The 16,905-nt window shown below is 39.6% G+C and carries 17 protein-coding genes; 4 read left to right on the top strand and 13 right to left on the bottom strand.

Annotated features, from left to right (window positions below; translation table 11 throughout):
- Nucleotides 1–56: 56 nt before the first annotated feature.
- The gene (locus tag VOI17_RS15575) at nucleotides 57–2,483 is read left to right on the top strand and encodes an ABC transporter permease (RefSeq protein WP_323758154.1); all 2,427 of its coding nucleotides are present in this window, start codon (nucleotides 57–59) and stop codon (nucleotides 2,481–2,483) included.
- 23 nt (nucleotides 2,484–2,506) lie between these two features.
- Here the strand turns inward: VOI17_RS15575 and VOI17_RS15570 are convergent, their stop codons facing one another.
- A complete protein-coding gene (locus VOI17_RS15570) occupies nucleotides 2,507–3,721 on the bottom strand; it encodes a DEAD/DEAH box helicase (protein WP_172796078.1) in 1,215 nt (404 codons plus the stop codon).
- A 66-nt stretch (nucleotides 3,722–3,787) separates the two neighbouring features.
- Here VOI17_RS15570 and VOI17_RS15565 point away from each other — a divergent pair, with 66 nt between their 5' ends.
- Nucleotides 3,788–4,021, top strand: a complete 234-nt coding sequence (locus VOI17_RS15565) for a heavy-metal-associated domain-containing protein (protein ID WP_323758153.1) — start codon at nucleotides 3,788–3,790, stop codon at nucleotides 4,019–4,021.
- Here the strand turns inward: VOI17_RS15565 and VOI17_RS15560 are convergent.
- The 4 genes from VOI17_RS15560 to VOI17_RS15545 form a co-directional block, all read right to left on the bottom strand.
- Nucleotides 4,018–5,475: a TrkH family potassium uptake protein gene (locus VOI17_RS15560; protein ID WP_323758152.1), complete on the bottom strand. Its 1,458-nt coding sequence runs from the start codon at nucleotides 5,473–5,475 to the stop codon at nucleotides 4,018–4,020. The genes VOI17_RS15565 and VOI17_RS15560 overlap by 4 nt on opposite strands.
- A gap of 15 nt (nucleotides 5,476–5,490) precedes the next feature.
- Nucleotides 5,491–6,831 (bottom strand): Trk system potassium transporter TrkA, encoded by a 1,341-nt coding sequence (gene trkA, locus VOI17_RS15555; RefSeq protein WP_323758151.1) that lies wholly within the window; start codon nucleotides 6,829–6,831, stop codon nucleotides 5,491–5,493.
- Nucleotides 6,832–6,916: 85 nt separating this feature from the next.
- Entirely contained in the window at nucleotides 6,917–8,086 is a 1,170-nt protein-coding gene (locus VOI17_RS15550; protein ID WP_323758150.1) for a mechanosensitive ion channel family protein, read from the bottom strand.
- Between the two features lie 26 nt (nucleotides 8,087–8,112).
- Nucleotides 8,113–9,318, bottom strand: a complete 1,206-nt coding sequence (locus VOI17_RS15545) for an S-adenosylmethionine:tRNA ribosyltransferase-isomerase (RefSeq protein ID WP_416376056.1) — start codon at nucleotides 9,316–9,318, stop codon at nucleotides 8,113–8,115.
- Nucleotides 9,319–9,423: 105 nt separating this feature from the next.
- Here VOI17_RS15545 and VOI17_RS15540 point away from each other — a divergent pair, with 105 nt between their 5' ends.
- Nucleotides 9,424–9,540: a 30S ribosomal protein THX gene (locus VOI17_RS15540; RefSeq protein WP_323758148.1), complete on the top strand. Its 117-nt coding sequence runs from the start codon at nucleotides 9,424–9,426 to the stop codon at nucleotides 9,538–9,540.
- A 269-nt stretch (nucleotides 9,541–9,809) separates the two neighbouring features.
- Nucleotides 9,810–10,151: a hypothetical protein gene (locus VOI17_RS15535; RefSeq protein WP_323758147.1), complete on the top strand. Its 342-nt coding sequence runs from the start codon at nucleotides 9,810–9,812 to the stop codon at nucleotides 10,149–10,151.
- Nucleotides 10,152–10,230: 79 nt separating this feature from the next.
- Here the strand turns inward: VOI17_RS15535 and VOI17_RS15530 are convergent, their stop codons facing one another.
- The 8 genes from VOI17_RS15530 to VOI17_RS15495 form a co-directional block, all read right to left on the bottom strand.
- Nucleotides 10,231–11,349 (bottom strand): DUF4221 family protein, encoded by a 1,119-nt coding sequence (locus VOI17_RS15530; protein ID WP_323758146.1) that lies wholly within the window; start codon nucleotides 11,347–11,349, stop codon nucleotides 10,231–10,233.
- 33 nt (nucleotides 11,350–11,382) lie between these two features.
- On the bottom strand, nucleotides 11,383–12,261 hold the full coding sequence (locus VOI17_RS15525; protein WP_323758145.1) for a biotin-dependent carboxyltransferase family protein: 879 nt from the start codon (nucleotides 12,259–12,261) through the stop codon (nucleotides 11,383–11,385).
- Nucleotides 12,254–12,961, bottom strand: a complete 708-nt coding sequence (gene pxpB / locus VOI17_RS15520) for a 5-oxoprolinase subunit PxpB (protein ID WP_323758144.1) — start codon at nucleotides 12,959–12,961, stop codon at nucleotides 12,254–12,256. The genes VOI17_RS15525 and pxpB overlap by 8 nt, the downstream gene beginning before the upstream one ends.
- Complete coding sequence (locus tag VOI17_RS15515; protein ID WP_323758143.1) at nucleotides 12,958–13,722, bottom strand: 5-oxoprolinase subunit PxpA; 765 nt, start codon at nucleotides 13,720–13,722, stop codon at nucleotides 12,958–12,960. Before VOI17_RS15515 ends, pxpB begins: the two co-directional genes overlap by 4 nt.
- Complete coding sequence (locus VOI17_RS15510) at nucleotides 13,719–14,192, bottom strand: nuclear transport factor 2 family protein (RefSeq protein ID WP_323758142.1); 474 nt, start codon at nucleotides 14,190–14,192, stop codon at nucleotides 13,719–13,721. The genes VOI17_RS15515 and VOI17_RS15510 overlap by 4 nt, the downstream gene beginning before the upstream one ends.
- A 19-nt stretch (nucleotides 14,193–14,211) precedes the next feature.
- Nucleotides 14,212–15,201, bottom strand: coding sequence for an NAD-dependent epimerase/dehydratase family protein (locus VOI17_RS15505; protein WP_323758141.1), 990 nt, complete (start codon nucleotides 15,199–15,201; stop codon nucleotides 14,212–14,214).
- 54 nt (nucleotides 15,202–15,255) lie between these two features.
- Nucleotides 15,256–15,627: a hypothetical protein gene (locus tag VOI17_RS15500; RefSeq protein ID WP_323758140.1), complete on the bottom strand. Its 372-nt coding sequence runs from the start codon at nucleotides 15,625–15,627 to the stop codon at nucleotides 15,256–15,258.
- 109 nt (nucleotides 15,628–15,736) lie between these two features.
- The gene (locus tag VOI17_RS15495) at nucleotides 15,737–16,804 is read right to left on the bottom strand and encodes a D-alanine--D-alanine ligase family protein (RefSeq protein WP_323758139.1); all 1,068 of its coding nucleotides are present in this window, start codon (nucleotides 16,802–16,804) and stop codon (nucleotides 15,737–15,739) included.
- Nucleotides 16,805–16,905 lie beyond the last annotated feature (101 nt).

Below are 16,905 nucleotides of genomic sequence, written 5' to 3'. Positions count from 1 at the left end.
ACAATAAACAACACGTCATGATCTCAAATTACATCAAAATCACAATTAGGTCACTAATGAAAAATAAGACCTATTCTTTTATTAACATTTCCGGTCTTGCCATTGGTTTGGCAGGGGCATTACTGATTCTTCACTACGTTACTTTTGAACTCAGTTACGATAACTTTCAGAAGGACTCCGAGAATATTTACAGGGTGAGTCTAGATATTTTTCAGAACAATGAAGAAGTATTCAATAGTGCTGAAAATTACCCAGGAGTAGGCCCAGCCATGGTTCAAGAATTTCCTGAAGTGATTGAATGGGCACATTTATATAATATGGGCTACAAGAATAATGTGGTAATCACTTATGAAGAGGGGGCTGGTCAACCCATTAAATTCAAACAGAGAAAATTTCTTTATGCCAGCCCTAATTTCCTTTCTCTTTTTTCAAATCAAATGTTATTAGGTGATGCCAAAACTGCTTTGGTAGAACCTTTTTCAATAGTCATCTCTGAAAGTACAGCAAAAAAATATTTTGGGGATGAAGACCCAATGGGTAAGCATTTACGATTAAAGGATGATGATTATAATGATGAGAACTGCATTGTCACTGGTGTCTATAAGGATTTACCACCCAACACCCATCTGAAATATGATGTCTTGATTTCTACCGCTACTCTTTACGGACGTTTTGATGGTGCCGTGACAAGGTACAAAACGGGCTGGGGAAGGAAAGATTTTTATACATACATCAAAGTAGCTGAGGGAACCAACGTAAACGCTTTGCAAGCTAAGTTTCCTCAAATGATAGATAAATATAAGCCTGAATTAAAGGAGAATGAAGGTAAAAATGTATTTACATTGCAACCACTTCAAAGAATTCATTTAGACTCCCACTTGAGCGATGAAGCAGAGTTGAATGGAAGCGGAGAACCAATTACTTACCTCTCCATTATCGCCATTTTTATTATCTTAATTGCTTGGGTAAACTATATCAATTTGGCTACCTCCAGATCGTTGGACAGGGCCAAAGAAGTGGGAATTAGAAAAGTACTAGGCTCTCTTCGAAGTCAATTGATTCGTCAGTTTATGTTCGAATCCTTTGTGATTAACCTCTTGGCTGTAGTCCTTGCTGTCGTCATTATAGCCTTGACTTTACCGAGTTTCCATAGCTTAAGTGGTATTCCAGCAGAAGTGAAAATTTGGCAAAATGAGATGATTCTTTGGTCGCTAATTGCGGCCTTCCTTATTGGTTCATTTGCATCAGGTATATATCCAGCTTTGGTGCTATCTTCTTTCAAGCCTGTCAGCACTTTAACTGGAAAGTTCAGGAACTCTGGAACTGGCGTTGTACTTAGAAAGGCTTTGGTTATCTTTCAGTTTGCCGCCTCTACGGCTTTGATCATAGGCACTTTCACTGTTTATAGGCAAATGCAGTATGTTAAAAATGCGGAATTGGGTTTTGAAATGGATCAGATTGTTGTAGTGGAACGCCCAGCAATTTCAAGCGCAGACCCAGAGTTAAGAAACCAGCAAGTTGTTGCTTTTAGTAATGAACTAAGATCAAATTCAAATATCAAAGAGGTAACCAGTAGTGGTATCGTTCCTGGAAAGAAAATTCGATTTAAGGCAGATGTTCGTGCTTATAATCAACCCGCTGGTCAGACCTACCCGCTCAATTTTGTAGGAGCTGATTTCGAGTTCATTCAAACGATGGGAATGCAAGTAATTGCTGGTAGAGATTTTTCTAGAGACTTCCCTAATGATTTGGACACTGCAGCTCTGGTAACAAGATCCGCTTTGCGGCAACTAGGATATGAAAGCCCTGAGGATATTATTGGACAGGCAATCGTGGCAGAAAATTTTGACGCAACGGTAGTAGTAATTGGGGTCGTTGAAGATTATAACCATGAATCTTTGCGTGAGAAAGCAATTCCTTCTGTGTTTATTTTACAGCCATTTTGGGCTGAATATTTTTTGATTAAAGTTCAAGAACAAAATATTTCACCAGCTTTGGCGGCCATCGAAAGTCAATGGGGAAGTACTTTTCCAGGGAATCCCTTCGAGTATTTCTTTCTCGATGAATTCTTTAATCAACAATATAAGTCAGAAGATCAATTTCAGTCACTCTTCTCCGTTTTTGCAGTTTTGGCTATTTTTATTGGCTGTATGGGACTTTTTGGGCTTTCGGCTTTTACCGCAATGAAAAGGACCAAGGAGATTGGAGTGAGAAAAGTACTGGGCGCAACTGTGCCCGGCTTGTTTTTTCTTCTATCGAAAGAGTTTGTTGTGCTTATTCTGATTTCAAGCCTAATCGCTTGGCCGCTAATCTATTTAGCAATGGACAGTTGGCTCCAAGGCTTTGAATACCACACTAGTATCAATTTGTTAGTTTTTGTCCTTGCAACACTGCTGATAATTGGAATAGCACTAATTACGGTAAGTTTTCAAACCGTTAAATCAGCGCGGCTTAATCCAGTAGATTCGTTGAGGTATGAATGATGAAATCGAAAGGAGGTTTTCAATTACCTCCTTTTAAATCCTTTTTTATTACCGAATGAACGTTTCCCTTTGCCCTTATTTTTGATAGGGTCATAAACAGGTGCTTCTCCTAAAAATTCAGGCAAAGCTATTTTACGTACAGGACTACCTAAGAGCTCTTCAATTTTAGAGAATTTGAATTGGTCTTCCTCGTTGATGAAAGTGACTGCCTCACCTTCAGAAGAGGCCCTGGCCGTACGGCCAATACGGTGGATGTAGTCTTCCGCATCGTTGGGTACATCATAGTTGATCACCATGTCGATATTGTCGATGTCAATACCTCTAGAGATTACATCAGTGGCTACTAAAATCTGAAGTTTTCGGCTTTTAAATTCACGAAGAATATCTTCCCTGTCTTTCTGTTCTAAATCGGAAGAAATGGGTTTAGCGTTCATTTTCTCACGCTGTAGTTCCCTAGTAAGTTCTTTTACCTTAATTTTTGTAGAGGCAAAAATTACTAAACTGGGAATGTCATTGAAGCGAAGCAGGTGCTTTACGAGGCCAATTTTCTGGTTATTGTAAGTGTTGAAAGCTACTTGAACGACCTTTTCGGCTGGCTTAGAGATGGCAATGCTAATTTCATGTGGGTCTTGTAGAATATCTTTGGCGAGCTTCCTTATTTTTGGAGGCATGGTGGCCGAAAACATAAGGTTTTGTCTATTCTTGGGTAAGAAGCCAATGATACGCATCAGGTCTTCATAAAAGCCCATGTCTAACATACGGTCGGCTTCATCAAGAATCAGGTGCTCTAAGTGATCGATTTTGGCATAGCCCAAATTGAGGTGGGAAATAAGTTTCCCTGGAGTTCCCACGATAATGTGAGCTCCAGTAGTCAATGCTTTCTTTTCTCTAGAGAATCCATCACCATCACCACCACCATAAATAGGCAATGAAGTGGCAGGAGTAAAGTATCCAAGGCCTTCCAATTGTTGGTCAATTTGGACAGCAAGTTCTCTGGTGGGACAAATAATTAATGTGTTTATTTGTCCATCAGGAATATCGTTTGAACAGATTTTATGTAAGATTGGAAGCAAGAAAGCCGCGGTTTTTCCAGTACCTGTTTGGGCAACAGCAATTAAATCTTTGTTTTCAATTATTACTGGGATAGCTTGTTCTTGGATTGGGGTTGGGGTCTCAAAACCCATGGCGTCTAAACCTTCCAATACACTTTCGTGGAGATTAAGTTCTTTAAATGTCAAGTGTGATTTATCTTTATGAGGCTTAAGGAATTACTCAAGCCTGTTACAATTTAGAGTGAAAATTAAATGAAAAAAGCCGTATATAAAACCAATATTAATTGTGGGATGTGTCTTTCTACAGTAACCCCCTTTTTAAATGAGTTAAAAGAGCTGTCCGAATGGTCGGTGGACATGAGTAGTAAAGACAGGCTATTGACAGTGGAGGCCGAAAATATCGATTCTGACCTAGTTATTCAAGCCGTAAAACAGGCTGGTTTTAAAGCAGAAAAAAAGAAATCAGTATTCGGTAAGTTATTTTAATTTTTCTTCCAGAAATAAGGAGAAAGCAACATAAGCACTGTAAATAACTCTAATCTGCCCAGAAGCATTAAGAAAGAAAGCAGCCATTTGCCCGGTGCCGGTATGTTATAAAAATTGTCCAAAGGCCCAACATTTCCGATTCCGGGTCCAACATTCCCAAGGGTAGTGGCTACGGCTCCAAAAGCTGTATCAAAATCAATATTCATAGTAGAAAGTAAGATTACACCTACAATCATGACTAGGATATAAATCATTATAAAGGCCAGTACATTGGAAACTACTCCTTGGTCAATCGCTTTTCCGCTAATCCTAACAGGAATCACGGCAGAAGGGTGGAGTTGTCTTTTTAGTTCTAGAAAAGAATTCTTGAACAACACTACATGGCGGATGACTTTAACACCACCTGCGGTTGAACCGGCAGAACCTCCTACCAATAATAGTATGAAGAATAATGTAGTAAGAAAAGGTGCCCAAGCGGTGTAGTCAGCAGATACAAAACCTGTTGTCGTAATGATTGAAACGACTTGGAAGAGTGAATCTCTGAAGGATTTTTCGAGGCCACTATCCGTAACGATGAATACGGTAATGGTGACGATAATTGATATTACAATAGTGAAGATGCTGTAAACAATAAACTCTTCGTTCTTGAATACCTTCTTGAAATTCCTTTTTAGTGCGTAATAGGTAAGCGTAAAACTTGTACCCGCCAAAAACATAAACACGATAAGTACATATTGTATAAAGGGAGAATCGTAGTGAGCAGCACTGGCATTCTTTGTAGAGAACCCACCAGTGGCCATGGTCGTAAGCGAATGATTGACAGCATCATAGATAGTCATTCCACCAAAATAGAGGAGAATAGCTTCTGCAATGGTTAGGCCTACATAAATGAACCAAAGTCGTTTGGCTGTGTCTTGAATTCTAGGTTGAAGTTTGTCTGGCGTAATTCCTGGTGCTTCAGCCACAAAGAGCTGCATACCACCAATGCCCAAAAAAGGAAGGATGGCAACGGCTAATACAATAATTCCCATTCCCCCAATCCACTGGGTAAGGCTTCTCCAAAAAAGAATACCTTTCGGTACCGATTCTATATCGTTAAGGATTGAGGCTCCTGTGGTGGTATAACCTGACATGGTCTCGAAAAAGGCATTGGTGAAATCAGGGATGCTATTGCTCAAGACAAAAGGCAAAGCACCAAAAATGGACATGAAAATCCATCCAGAGGTAACTACAATGTATCCATCACGTTTTTTCAACTCCCTATCTGGTAGTTTTCGGGTGAGGAATTTCATTGAAAAACCAACTACTCCGGTAATGGTAGCAGAAAGGGCTATAGCAATAAGATCGTGTTCACCGTAATAGATAGAGACAGGCAGACAAAGTACCATGAAGCCAGCATTCATCATAAGAAGAATGCCGAGGACTTTTGAAATGGCTTTAATATTGAACCTCATCTGCCTTTAAAGATATCAAATAAAGTAGGATTCAACCTTACTGATGCTTTCTGGTTTAGAGAGGACTACTACCCGGTCTTTTGGTCGGAACATGAAATCCCCAGGAGTTGTAAAACCTTTTCCATCTCGGATTACGCCTCCAATGATTGCGGTTTTAGGGAATTCAAGATTTCTAAGCTGATTTTTGGTGATTTTGGAGCCTTCCTTTACTTCAAATTCCAGGATTTCGGCATCTACACCGTGAATACTGGTAATGGAAACAATATCACCTTGCCTAATATGACGGAAGATAAAGTTAGCCGCAATAAGCTTTTTATTGATCATGGTATCCACTCCGATACTTTGAGAAAGGTGGATGTAATCCATGTTTTCCACCATAGCAATGGTTTTTTTAACCCCATTGTTTTTGGCCACTAAACATGAAATGATATTAGTTTCTGAGTTACCTGTTACTGCAATAAATGCGTCAATGTCAGAAATACCTTCTTCATGAAGCAAGTCTACATTTCTTCCGTCTCCATTAATTACCATGGCATCAGGAAGCTGATCAGCAAGCTCAAAGCATTTTTGAGGGTCGCGTTCAATGATTTTGACGTTGTAACGGTTGCTCAAGATTTTAGCCGCATGAAACCCTACTCTTGAGCCTCCCAAAATCAGCACGCTTTTAACAGGTTCTTTTTTCTTGGCTGCTAAAAATAAGAGCTTTTCTACGCCATCTGGCTGGGCTACAAAATAGGCGTGATCATTTACTTGAAACTTAGTATTTCCATATGGAATCAAAGTCTCATCGTGGCGTAATATGGCCACTGTCATGAATTTCTGATCTGGATTTAATTTGGCTACCTCCATCATGGTTTTACCATTCAGAGGGCTATTTTCTTCAATGTTAACACCAATTAAGGAGAGGAGTCCTTTTTCAAATTCAAAGCTATCGGTCAAGGCTACTTCTTTTAGCAACCTTTTAATTTCTTTTGCCGCAAGTGATTCAGGAGAAATAATATCGTCAATTCCTAAATGCTTAAGATTCAGTTTGTCCTTTTGATAAATAAATTCGGTATTTGATATTCTTGCAATCGTTCTTTTTGCACCAAGGTGCTTGGCAATGATAGCGGTAGCAATATTGGCATCTTCTGAGGATGTTACCGCAATAAGGAGGTCTGCTTCCGAAACTCCAGCTTCTTCTAAAACACTATAAGAAGTAGAATTTCCTTTAATGGTAGACGCATCCACAGAATTTGATGCGGCTTTTAACTTGTCTGCTACTTGATCAATCAAGACAATGTCTTGACCTTCAGCACACAGAAGTTTAGCCAAATGAAACCCTACATTTCCAACACCTGCGATTATTACTCTCATTGCTTCAATTAAAAACCGTCAAATATAGTCTAAATACTAAGGGTGCAAGTAAATGCTTTTAACTATACGCCAAAAAGGATTTCTTTCATTTTTGAGGAACAATATTCCCTGATTTTATATGAATGTCCCTTTGAGGGAAAGGGATTTCTATTCCATGCTGACTGAACTTCTCAAAAATCAGAAAATAGAGTTGGCTTTTCAATACGACTGGTCTAGTAATAAATGTACTGGTCCAAATCATTAAATCGAAATTAAGTGAGCTGTCTGCATATTCGAGAAACAAGACTTCAGGACCAGGGTTTTTTAAAACATCAGGATGTTTGTTGGCTACCTCAAATAGAATGGACTTGATCTTTGCTGGGTCTTCATTATAAGAAACACCTATTGGGACGTGGAATCTAATGTTTCTGTCATTGTGACTCCAATTGATTACTTTCTGACTTATAAACTCTGAATTCGGAATGATGATAGAAATATTATCATTGGTACTGACGGTTGTAGCTCTTGCGGCTACTTTTACTACATCTCCTGAGATATTACCTACTTCAATTCTATCACCTACCTTGATCGGCCGCTCAAAAAGAATGATGAGTCCTGAAATAAAGTTATTAGCAATGTTCTGTAGGCCAAAACCAATACCAACACCTAGCGCTCCTGCTAATACGTTGAGAGAACCTAGGTTGATAGTACTTTGAACAATAATTAAACCTCCAACTAATACTGCTACATATTGAATTATGGTACCAATAGATTCACTTACTCCGACATCATCGGAGTATCTACTCAAGATTTGTTTAACGAACACTCCTTTGAGTTTACTGGTAAGAAAAACGAGTAGACTCAAAAAGAATATTACCCTGAACAAGGCAAACAATGTTAATGGGTGTTCAGCCGATGGGTTAAGCTTGACATTTAAGGGGGAGTCGCTTCCTAGTCCAATTGTGGACAGAACAAATGTTATTCCTATAATCAAGATGAAATACTTGGTAGTATTACCAATGGAAAGCACAGTTTTGCGATCTTCGATATAGCGGTTTAAGATCTTGTTGATCAAAACGGATCTTATTATGTTACCAATAAGGTTGATGAGAAATAGAAATGCTATTGGCAAAATGATTTGCGTAGCGGTCATTTCTAACCTTAAAATATGGAAAGGTTCACCTATAAGAGGTATTTGCTCATTGATATAAGTAACAACTTGCTCGTAATCCGAAGCTACTTTTACTAAAGTACTATCCGAAATTGCTTCTTGCATTCTGTCAATTTATAACTTTTATTCAATTATGGCATTAACAAAGAGGAATCTCCGTAACTCAAAAAGCGATAGCCATTGGTGTCGGCTTCTTGATATACTTTGTGCCAATCTTCACCAATAAATGCAGCTACTAGTAAAATCAACGTGCTTCCAGGTTGATGGAAATTGGTGATCAAACCATCACAAACCCTAAATTGATAACCGGGGAAAATAAAAATCTCCGTTGTACCAATAATTTGACTCAATTCGTGTTTGTCCATCCAGGTTAGAATTGCGAAAAATGCCTCTGAACGCGTGGCTTTTTGTGGGCTTTGGTAGGGCTCTAACTTCTCAATAGCAAAATTCTCATTTCCATTCATTAACCGAACTCCAAACCAATAAAGACTTTCCAAAGTGCGCATGGAAGTTGTACCAATGGCAATGATACTCTTTTTGGCTTCTACTACATTTTGGATACTCAATCTATCGACCACCATTTGTTCCGAATGCATGGGGTGCTCCAGAATATTTTCGGTTTTAATGGGCTGGAAAGTACCTGCACTTACATGGAGGGTAAGGAAGCTCTCCTTAATGCCTCGGTCGGCTAATGATTTTAGAATTTCAGGCGTAAAGTGCAGACCCGCTGTGGGAGCCGCCACAGCGCCATCATGCGCTGAGTAGACCGTTTGGTAGCGTGGTTTGTCTTCTGCCTCTGGTTGCCGGTTTAAATAGGGAGGAAGCGGCACCTTGCCAGAGGCTTCCACTATTTCTGAAAAAGAAACAGCCTCATCATTCCAACTGAATTGAATCTGTCGCTTTTCGCGATCATGGATAGAGGCTTGAAGTATAATTTTTTTGTCACCTAGATTTAGTTCCCTCACCAAGGGAATGTCTTCCTTCCATTTTTTGACATTGCCAATCATGCATTCCCAGGTCACGGTTTTCCGTTCTTCCATGACTACGCTCAAGATAGGGGAAGGTGAAATTGGTTTCAGTAGAAATATCTCGATTTGTGCCCCAGTGGATTTATGAAAAATCAATCGGGCAGGAATCACCTTAGTATTGTTGAAAAACAAAGTGGACTGATCAGGAATGAGCCCTTCGATGTCCTTAAAGCTCTTGTGTTCAATAGTGCCTTTATGATAGTGTAAAAGCTTGGATTGATCTCGCTTGGCTAACGGGTATTTGGCAATTCGTTCATCAGGTAACGAATAAGTATAATCGCTCAGGTTGATCTCTTTCTCTGTATTCATCATTTGCGTTGCAATTTATTAATGCACAGCCATAAATGACTTACTATCGAAACTTTTTTCCACCTTGCCAGTAGACTTAATAAGAAGTCTTAAATAATCAATATTATGGGAAAAGGAGATATAAAAACCAAGAAAGGTAAAATCGCCAACGGAAGTTATGGTGTTAATCGTCCTGGTAAATTGGGTAAAACAGCGAGTCCGAAACCAAAGAAGAAGGACTGATTAGAATGTGGAAAAACATAACAATTAAAAAAGAGGCCAGCAGAAACGCTGGCCTCACTGTTTTTGGGTATTCGAAAGTGTTCACATGATCGGTCGTTTCCGTACACTTTTTGAGTAGCTGATCTTCTTGAATTTGTTTAATTACTTGATAATCAAATAGTTTGTTCTTTTGGCACATCTATTGGAAAGAAGTTGGCAAGGTTAAAAACAATAAGGTTAAAATTAACCGCCTTTGGTCGGGCGGTAACTCAAAATATCAACACAACAACATGAAAAATCTAGGTCAAAAAAACATCTCAGCGTTAATCGCACTTTTTTTAGCAGTTACAATCGTTACATCGGTTGACGCTAAATCTAATGATTCCAACACCCCAATTTTCGAAGAAGACTTATCCTATTTAGAGGATGTTCAAGCGTATGTTGATGCATACATGGAACCAAGTCCAATGGTGTTCCAAGAAGCTCCTCAAACCGTCAAAGTATTTGATGCGGAAGGCAACTTGGTTTTACAAGGTATGGTTTCTGAATTGAGTGAAGAAGGTTTGAAAATTTACAGACAGGCAGATTACCTGTCGTCATTGTATAACACGAAATACTATCGATTGAAATAAATAGTATAGCTAGTAGTTTAGTTTAAGGTTGATTAAGGCGATTTCAGACGGAAATCGCCTTGTCTATTTTTAAGGGGTTCTATTTTTCGTAATCGAATACATTAATCACCATAAGACCTTCATTGTCCTTGTCCACAGAAATTTGATTCAACCCTTCCTTTGTAAAGAAGAAAAAGTGACTTCCTTCAAAATCTTTTACTTCACCTAGTGTATTAAAATTTTCATCTTTGATAATGATGTTCTGAATGGGCTTAAAGATTCTCTTCTCCATCCTAGATTCTGGAATAGGCTCATTGGCAAACCTTAAATAATACTTTTGGAATGGGTCGTAGTAAATGGCACCATATTGAGCATATCTGCCTGCTAGTTTTGCCTGATCCAATGGATCTAAAGGCATTTCATCCGTTGTCGCAAATCTGCTTTGATCAATCTCAGAACTGGAAAAATCAATTTTTTCATATTTACCTTGGTGGTCTGTTACTATTACTTCGGGCGACATGGCAAAACTATACAAGTCTGTTCCAGCTTCTATGTTAGGGGCATTGGAAACATTGCAGAGTGAGATTGGCCATCCGCTGTTTTCTGTATAGTATTCTTTAGGGTAATCTACATCAAGTGCGAATGTTTTAGATTTCAAGTCATAAACAGCCGCAACTGGTTTTGGGTCATTACCTTGACTACTGTTGCAGCCCACGCTGTTGTTAATGACTAATTTCCCATTTGAGTAGTAAAAAGGAGTGATGTAATTACCTAAAGGAGCCTTTAACGGATATGTATCAAGTTTTTCGCCTTCACTATTGAATAAATATAATTTGGCATGCTGAAACGCTTGAACAAATATTGAATCTTGATTGTGGTAATAATATGATCTCAGCACTTCGCCAACCCCTTTAGGGCCGACTGCCTCAAAGGGTATTTTATTGATCAATTCTCGGCTGTCATAATCATAAAAATAGAGGGTTTTATTTCTAGCATTCAAAAATGAAAGCGTTCGTTTCTTGCCATTTTCGCTCAACTGATAATCAGCATTATACGGTGGGGTTTCGTTATCTAAAGTGAAGATTTTGGTTTCTATTAACCTCAAATTAAAAGGAGAATTTTCTTCTCCGATATTGCTATTAGAACAGGAGTAGATAAGAGAGAAAGTAATAACGAGGAAAAGTTGTTTGATGAAATGGGAGGTCTTTAGTAAAGTCATTTTATCCTAATTGAACGGATAATTTAGTTTTTTTTAGGAAGAAAAATTAATCAACTCAAACGTCACTGTATCTCCTGGCTTAAATTGAGCCAGTCTATCAAGATCAGTTGAACTTACATTGGCAATTCTTGGATAGCCGCCAGTGGTTTGGGCATCGGCCATTAAAACGATGGGTTGACCTGAATTGGTGATTTGTATCGTGCCGGGAATCACTCCTGATGAGATCACTTCTTTCTTTTGGGTATAGCCCTTAAGCGCTTCTTTTAGTCTATAGCCCATTCTATTTGAATCTTGACCAATGGTGAAGCAATCACCAAAAAAGCTTTGTTTTTCAATGGTAGAAAATGCCTCAAACTCTGGCCCAGGATAAACTTTTATTGGTGCTTCAACTGATAAACTAGGTCTTTCACTTTCAGAAATGGCAAAAATTGATTGCTCCTTGCCACGGATGATCTCTATAATTTGATCTTTGACGATTATACTGTTAGGTGTAGTTAGGGCAGTGTTTGTAGCCGAAGCACTGAAGCTTCCTAACCAACTTTGAATGTCCCACTTTCCATTGATAGCCAAATAAGCCCTGCAACCTGTAACTGGTTTGCTAAAGCTTAGCACATCTCCATGGTTGATGTTGATGGTTTTGAATTGCGGGATTATACTCCCGTTAATTTCCGCAGAAAGGTCAGCACCAGTAATGGCAATTTGACATGGGCCTTCAAACTGAATTTTCGGCCCTAGTAAAGTGATTTCTAAAACAGGAGAATCGGCTGAATTCCTTACCAAATGATTGGCAAGTTGAGCCGAAGCTTTGTCCATGGCTCCATTAATGGGAATGCCCAAATCTTGCACGCCATGTCTACCCAAATCTTGCATGGTAGTTTGTAAACCCGGTTTTAAAAAATGCAGCCTAGCCATAATATTCTTCTAAGTTGAATGTTTTGCCGGATATTTGCTTTTCTATCTCTTCAAATTCTGAAGAAGAAATAGATTTGAATTTCACAGCATCACCGGCTTTAAAAAGCGTAGGGTTTTCTGCTTTCGGGTTAAAAGTAGGAATAGGAGTGCGACCTATAATTTGCCATCCGCCCGGTGCATTCGCTGGATAAACTCCAGTTTGCAAACCTGCTAAGCCTACAGAACCCGCCAAAATCTCTTTCCTAGGTTCGGTTTTTCTAGGGCAGAATAATTGTTTAGGCAGACTTCCCAAATAAGCGAAGCCCGCAACAAAGCCGAGCATGTATACTTTGTAAGTTTCTTGGCAGTGCGTATCAATAACTTTTTGTCGACTTAAGCCTGTTTTTTCCATCACCTCATTCATATCCAGTGCATATGGCGCATCGTAGCAGACAGGGATTTCAATAAGTCTTGGGTTTAAATTAAGGTCAGTCGATTGGCTTTTCTTGTTGAGTTCTTCGATTTGTTTAGACAGTGCCTTGAGCGAAGTTTGTTCACCAAAACCCACTGTGAGTGAGCAATAAGCAGGAATAAGAAAGGTGACTTCTTTTACTTTTTGAAGTTGTTTGTAAAGTGAGAGTACTTGATTGTTGATGGTTTCATCAATTTTTTGCTCAAAGTTGACGAGCAAAGCTGAATCACCAAAGGGTACAATTTTCATGGTGTTGTAAAAGCTTTTTGCGTTATCCCGTTTTCTTCCAAACCTGATTTAATGGCTTTTAGAATTTCTACGGCTTGTGGATTGTCGCCATGAATGCAAAAACTTTGGGCTTTGAGTTCAACCTTTTCGCCATTTAGCGTTTTGGTATAGCCATTATTTACTACTGACAATACTTGATTTACAGCGGCTTGTGCGTCATGAATAACGGAGTTTTCTTTTGCTCTGCTCATCAGCTTTCCATCGGCTTCATACCTCCTGTCGGCAAAAGCTTCGCCAATAAATATCATGCCTTCTGCTTCTACAATGTGCTTCATATGACTGCCTGCTAAGCCCATGATCAAAAGGGATGGATCAATGGATTTAATGGCTTTTACAACCGTGATGGCTTCCTTTTCATTCTTGGCCATTTCATTGTACAGGGCACCATGCGGTTTTACATATTTTAGTTGCCCACCTGCGCTTTCAACCATTCCCTTTAAAGCGGCTACCTGATATTTGATGGAAGCAGATAGTTCTTCGGCAGACATTGAGACAACTCTTCTCCCAAAACCTTGCAAATCGGGATAACCCGGATGCGCACCAATTTGGACACCATGGGCAATGGCCATTTCTATGGTTTTCTGAATGTGGTAAGGGTCGCCAGCATGCATGCCACAGGCAATGTTGGTGGAGGTGATGTGAGGGAAAATAGCCTTGTCATTGCCAACTGAAAAGTTGCCGTAGCTTTCTCCCATATCGCAATTGATGTCTATTTCTTTCATTTTTTCATGTACTTATGAAGCGATGATAAAGCCGTTTTTCGCACTTTGTTTTTCATAAAACCACTCCAGCCTAATAGCATTCCAGGTAAGCCCAGTGCCATCGAACACCATTTCCACATATTAAAATGGTCTTTGTGGTAAACAATCTTTCCTTCTTCAATAATAAACTCAGCAGTAATTTTGTTGTGCACCACTCGCTGCGTTTTGCTGAAAGGGTAAACTGCCGTCCATTGAGCTTTGGCTTTACCGTTGGTTACCTCAAGTATTTTGTGGGTCACCGTTAAATCCTTCCCACCTCTTTCTATCAACATCGACCACATGGAAGTAATCTCAGAATCATTCAGCCTACCAAAGGCTGGATCTTCAAATACGGCTTGCTTGGCATAACAAGCATTCATGGCTTCGGCATCCTTTTGAGCAAAGGCGGTGTAAAATCTATCGATCAGTTCACGGTTCTCTTGTATCGACATAAGGTAATGGAGTTAAATTTTACTCAATATAACCTTCTTTCTTGAACCAATTGTAGGCTCGGCTGATGGCATCTTTTATGGTAAGGTCAGGCTCGTACCCCAATTCTTCTTTGGCCTTACTTCCGTCCAAATGCTGGCCATAAGCTAAAATGGCAACTGCCGTTGAAGAAAGTGTTGGGGGAGTGCCTCTAAACAGGGTGTATTTAATTTCTTGTGATTTGGAAATAAACTTCGCCATGTTCAATGGAATGGTCTTTTTGATCATAGGCACTTGGGCAACCTCACATACCATTTTAATGATTTCTTCTATCGAAGTATTCTCACCAGTAATGAGGTAACGCTCTCCAAAACGACCTTTTTCTAGCGCTAATAGCAAGCCACGGGCTGCATCACCTGCATAAACCGAATTCCGAAGACCATGAACATAAGCGGGTACTTCTTCATTGGCGACATCCTGAATCAGTCGGCCTGTAGTGGGTGCATAATCATATTCACCAAAGGTCATACTCGGAATTCCAATTACAAGCGGGAGGCCGTGTTCAGCATTCATTTTTGCCATATTGTCCATCAACCATTTCACCCTTAAATAGGCGTTGGTACTTTCTGGTTCTTGGGGATAATCGAGACTTTCGTTACCCAATCCATTCGGGTTTTTAGGCAGAACAATGGAGCCACCCACATAGAGTGCTCGGCTTACTTTGGCTTCGCGAACGCCATCCATAAAGAACTGCATTTGTAAACGTGCAGTTTTCATTTCTTGGGCCAGTGGTTTAGGAACAGTAGGGTAGTAGGCAGCGCAATTGGCTACGTAATCCAACCCTTCCATGGCCCTAATCATACTTCCTCTGTCGTTGAGGTCGGCAATTCTGCTTTCGAACTGAAGGTCTTTAATATGGGATAGGTTGGAGCTTTTGCGATGGATAATCACCACTTCGTATTGCCGCAATTGAGCAGCAATGGCCAAATGGTGACCCAACATACCTGTGCCACCAATAATGCCAATTTTCATAATGTATAGGAAGTAGTGAGTTTGGAATTAGAGTTTTAAAATAGGGAGTGAAGATTAATCTTCGTCCTCGTCTTCACCCTCATCATCTGCTATATCGAAACCAGTGCTTTCGTCTTCGTCATCAATATCATCAGCGTGCTTTTCTTCATACTCCTCTTTGATCTCATCTTTGAGGTTACCGTCTGCATCGTAATCATCATCATCTTCGATGATCTGTTGCGCTTCTTCAACGGTCATTCGAACGAGGTAATATTTCTCCTCAGTTTCAAAAGGAAGAGCAGAAACACGTTTACCCTCTTTGTTGGTAAAGTAAATAAGGTTGTCTTCAAAGCCTTCAGGGTACGTGAGCTTAATTTGCTCTTGGATTTCTACATCGAGCTTGTCAAAATCTTTAATTACCCTTGGTTTGGAACTGGGAGCGTTCATAGTTTATTTCTCATTCAATTTTAAGGCAATTTCTATTTAAAAGTTAAAAAGTCAAGGGCTAGGGCAAATAAAAAGAGAATATCTGTTTTGGCTTCATCCTTCATTCACCTTATTTCACTTGCCTAGCCACAATTTTTAATTGCTGTTCTCTTTCAAACCTTTCCACACCAAACTGAATGAGCAGTTCAATTAACTCAGCATAACTCACTCCGGTTGCTTCCCACATTTTAGGGTACATGCTAATAGGAGTGAAGCCCGGGAGGGTATTGATTTCGTTGACCATAATGGTGCCATCGGTGCTGATAAAGAAATCAACACGGGCGAGGCCTTCACAGCCCAATGTTGTATATGCTCTTTTCGCCATTTCCCGAATTTCTTTGGTTTGATCATCGGTGAGTTGCGCAGGAATATGAATGCTCGAAGCATCTTTACTCACATATTTCGATTCGAAATCATAAAAACCAGCTGTGTTCACAATTTCTCCGGGCAATGAAGCCTGAGGTTTTTCATTGCCCATTACCGCTACTTCGATTTCGCGTCCGTTGATATTCTGTTCAATAAGCACTTTGCTATCGTATTTGAGAGCATCTTGTAATGCAGATTCGAATTCCGTTTTGGAATTTACCTTATGCACGCCTACGGAAGAACCTAGGTTAGCGGGCTTGATGAAAAGTGGAATACCAAGTTCTTGTTCTACTTTGTCAAAGTTGGGTTGATAGGTCCATGTAGCACAAACATATGGTGCGATGGCAATATTGGCATCACGCAATAAACGCTTGGTTACATCTTTGTCCATACAAGTGGCCGAAGCCAAAACTCCGCAACCCACAAAGGCCACATTGAGCATTTTCAGTAAACCTTGAATGGTTCCATCCTCGCCAAAAACACCATGGAGCACAGGGAAAACAATATCGATTTCTTTTAAAATTTTTCCAGAACCATTTTCCAATACCGCAGCTCCTTTATCACCTTGAATCAGGGTAACTGAAGTTCCTACTTTATCATATGTATTTTCGGTATCCTGTAAAAACCAATGTCCTCCAATGTCAATCCTCAACGGAATGACTTCATACAATGATCTGTTGATATGCTTAAGAATACCTTCTGAAGAAATAAGAGAAATTTCGTGCTCGGTAGATCGCCCACCGAAAACCACCGCAACTTTAATTTTTGACATCGAAAAAGGTAAATGAATTTGTACACGTGAATAACGCCAAGAGAACTAAATATTCATATTGGTTTAAGAAATTTATTCAAGTTCGGTTTACACAAGAGAAG

The sequence above is a fragment of the Roseivirga sp. genome, assembly GCF_034669765.1.
Classification (GTDB): Bacteria; Bacteroidota; Bacteroidia; order Cytophagales; family Cyclobacteriaceae; genus Roseivirga.
This window is presented reverse-complemented; position numbering and strand designations above follow the sequence as displayed.

Coding starts and splice junctions, on each gene's coding strand:
- VOI17_RS15575 (WP_323758154.1), top strand. CDS start 57: ATGAAAAATAAGACCTATTCTTTTATTAACATTTCCGGTCTTGCCATT.
- VOI17_RS15515 (WP_323758143.1), bottom strand. CDS start 13,722: ATGAAAGAAATAGACATCAATTGCGATATGGGAGAAAGCTACGGCAAC.
- VOI17_RS15545 (WP_416376056.1), bottom strand. CDS start 9,318: ATGAATACAGAGAAAGAGATCAACCTGAGCGATTATACTTATTCGTTA.
- VOI17_RS15510 (WP_323758142.1), bottom strand. CDS start 14,192: ATGTCGATACAAGAGAACCGTGAACTGATCGATAGATTTTACACCGCC.
- VOI17_RS15560 (WP_323758152.1), bottom strand. CDS start 5,475: ATGAGGTTCAATATTAAAGCCATTTCAAAAGTCCTCGGCATTCTTCTT.
- VOI17_RS15500 (WP_323758140.1), bottom strand. CDS start 15,627: ATGAACGCTCCCAGTTCCAAACCAAGGGTAATTAAAGATTTTGACAAG.
- pxpB (WP_323758144.1), bottom strand. CDS start 12,961: ATGAAAATTGTACCCTTTGGTGATTCAGCTTTGCTCGTCAACTTTGAG.
- VOI17_RS15550 (WP_323758150.1), bottom strand. CDS start 8,086: ATGCAAGAAGCAATTTCGGATAGTACTTTAGTAAAAGTAGCTTCGGAT.
- VOI17_RS15535 (WP_323758147.1), top strand. CDS start 9,810: ATGAAAAATCTAGGTCAAAAAAACATCTCAGCGTTAATCGCACTTTTT.
- VOI17_RS15505 (WP_323758141.1), bottom strand. CDS start 15,201: ATGAAAATTGGCATTATTGGTGGCACAGGTATGTTGGGTCACCATTTG.
- trkA (WP_323758151.1), bottom strand. CDS start 6,831: ATGAGAGTAATAATCGCAGGTGTTGGAAATGTAGGGTTTCATTTGGCT.
- VOI17_RS15495 (WP_323758139.1), bottom strand. CDS start 16,804: ATGTCAAAAATTAAAGTTGCGGTGGTTTTCGGTGGGCGATCTACCGAG.
- VOI17_RS15565 (WP_323758153.1), top strand. CDS start 3,788: ATGAAAAAAGCCGTATATAAAACCAATATTAATTGTGGGATGTGTCTT.
- VOI17_RS15540 (WP_323758148.1), top strand. CDS start 9,424: ATGGGAAAAGGAGATATAAAAACCAAGAAAGGTAAAATCGCCAACGGA.
- VOI17_RS15530 (WP_323758146.1), bottom strand. CDS start 11,349: ATGACTTTACTAAAGACCTCCCATTTCATCAAACAACTTTTCCTCGTT.
- VOI17_RS15525 (WP_323758145.1), bottom strand. CDS start 12,261: ATGGCTAGGCTGCATTTTTTAAAACCGGGTTTACAAACTACCATGCAA.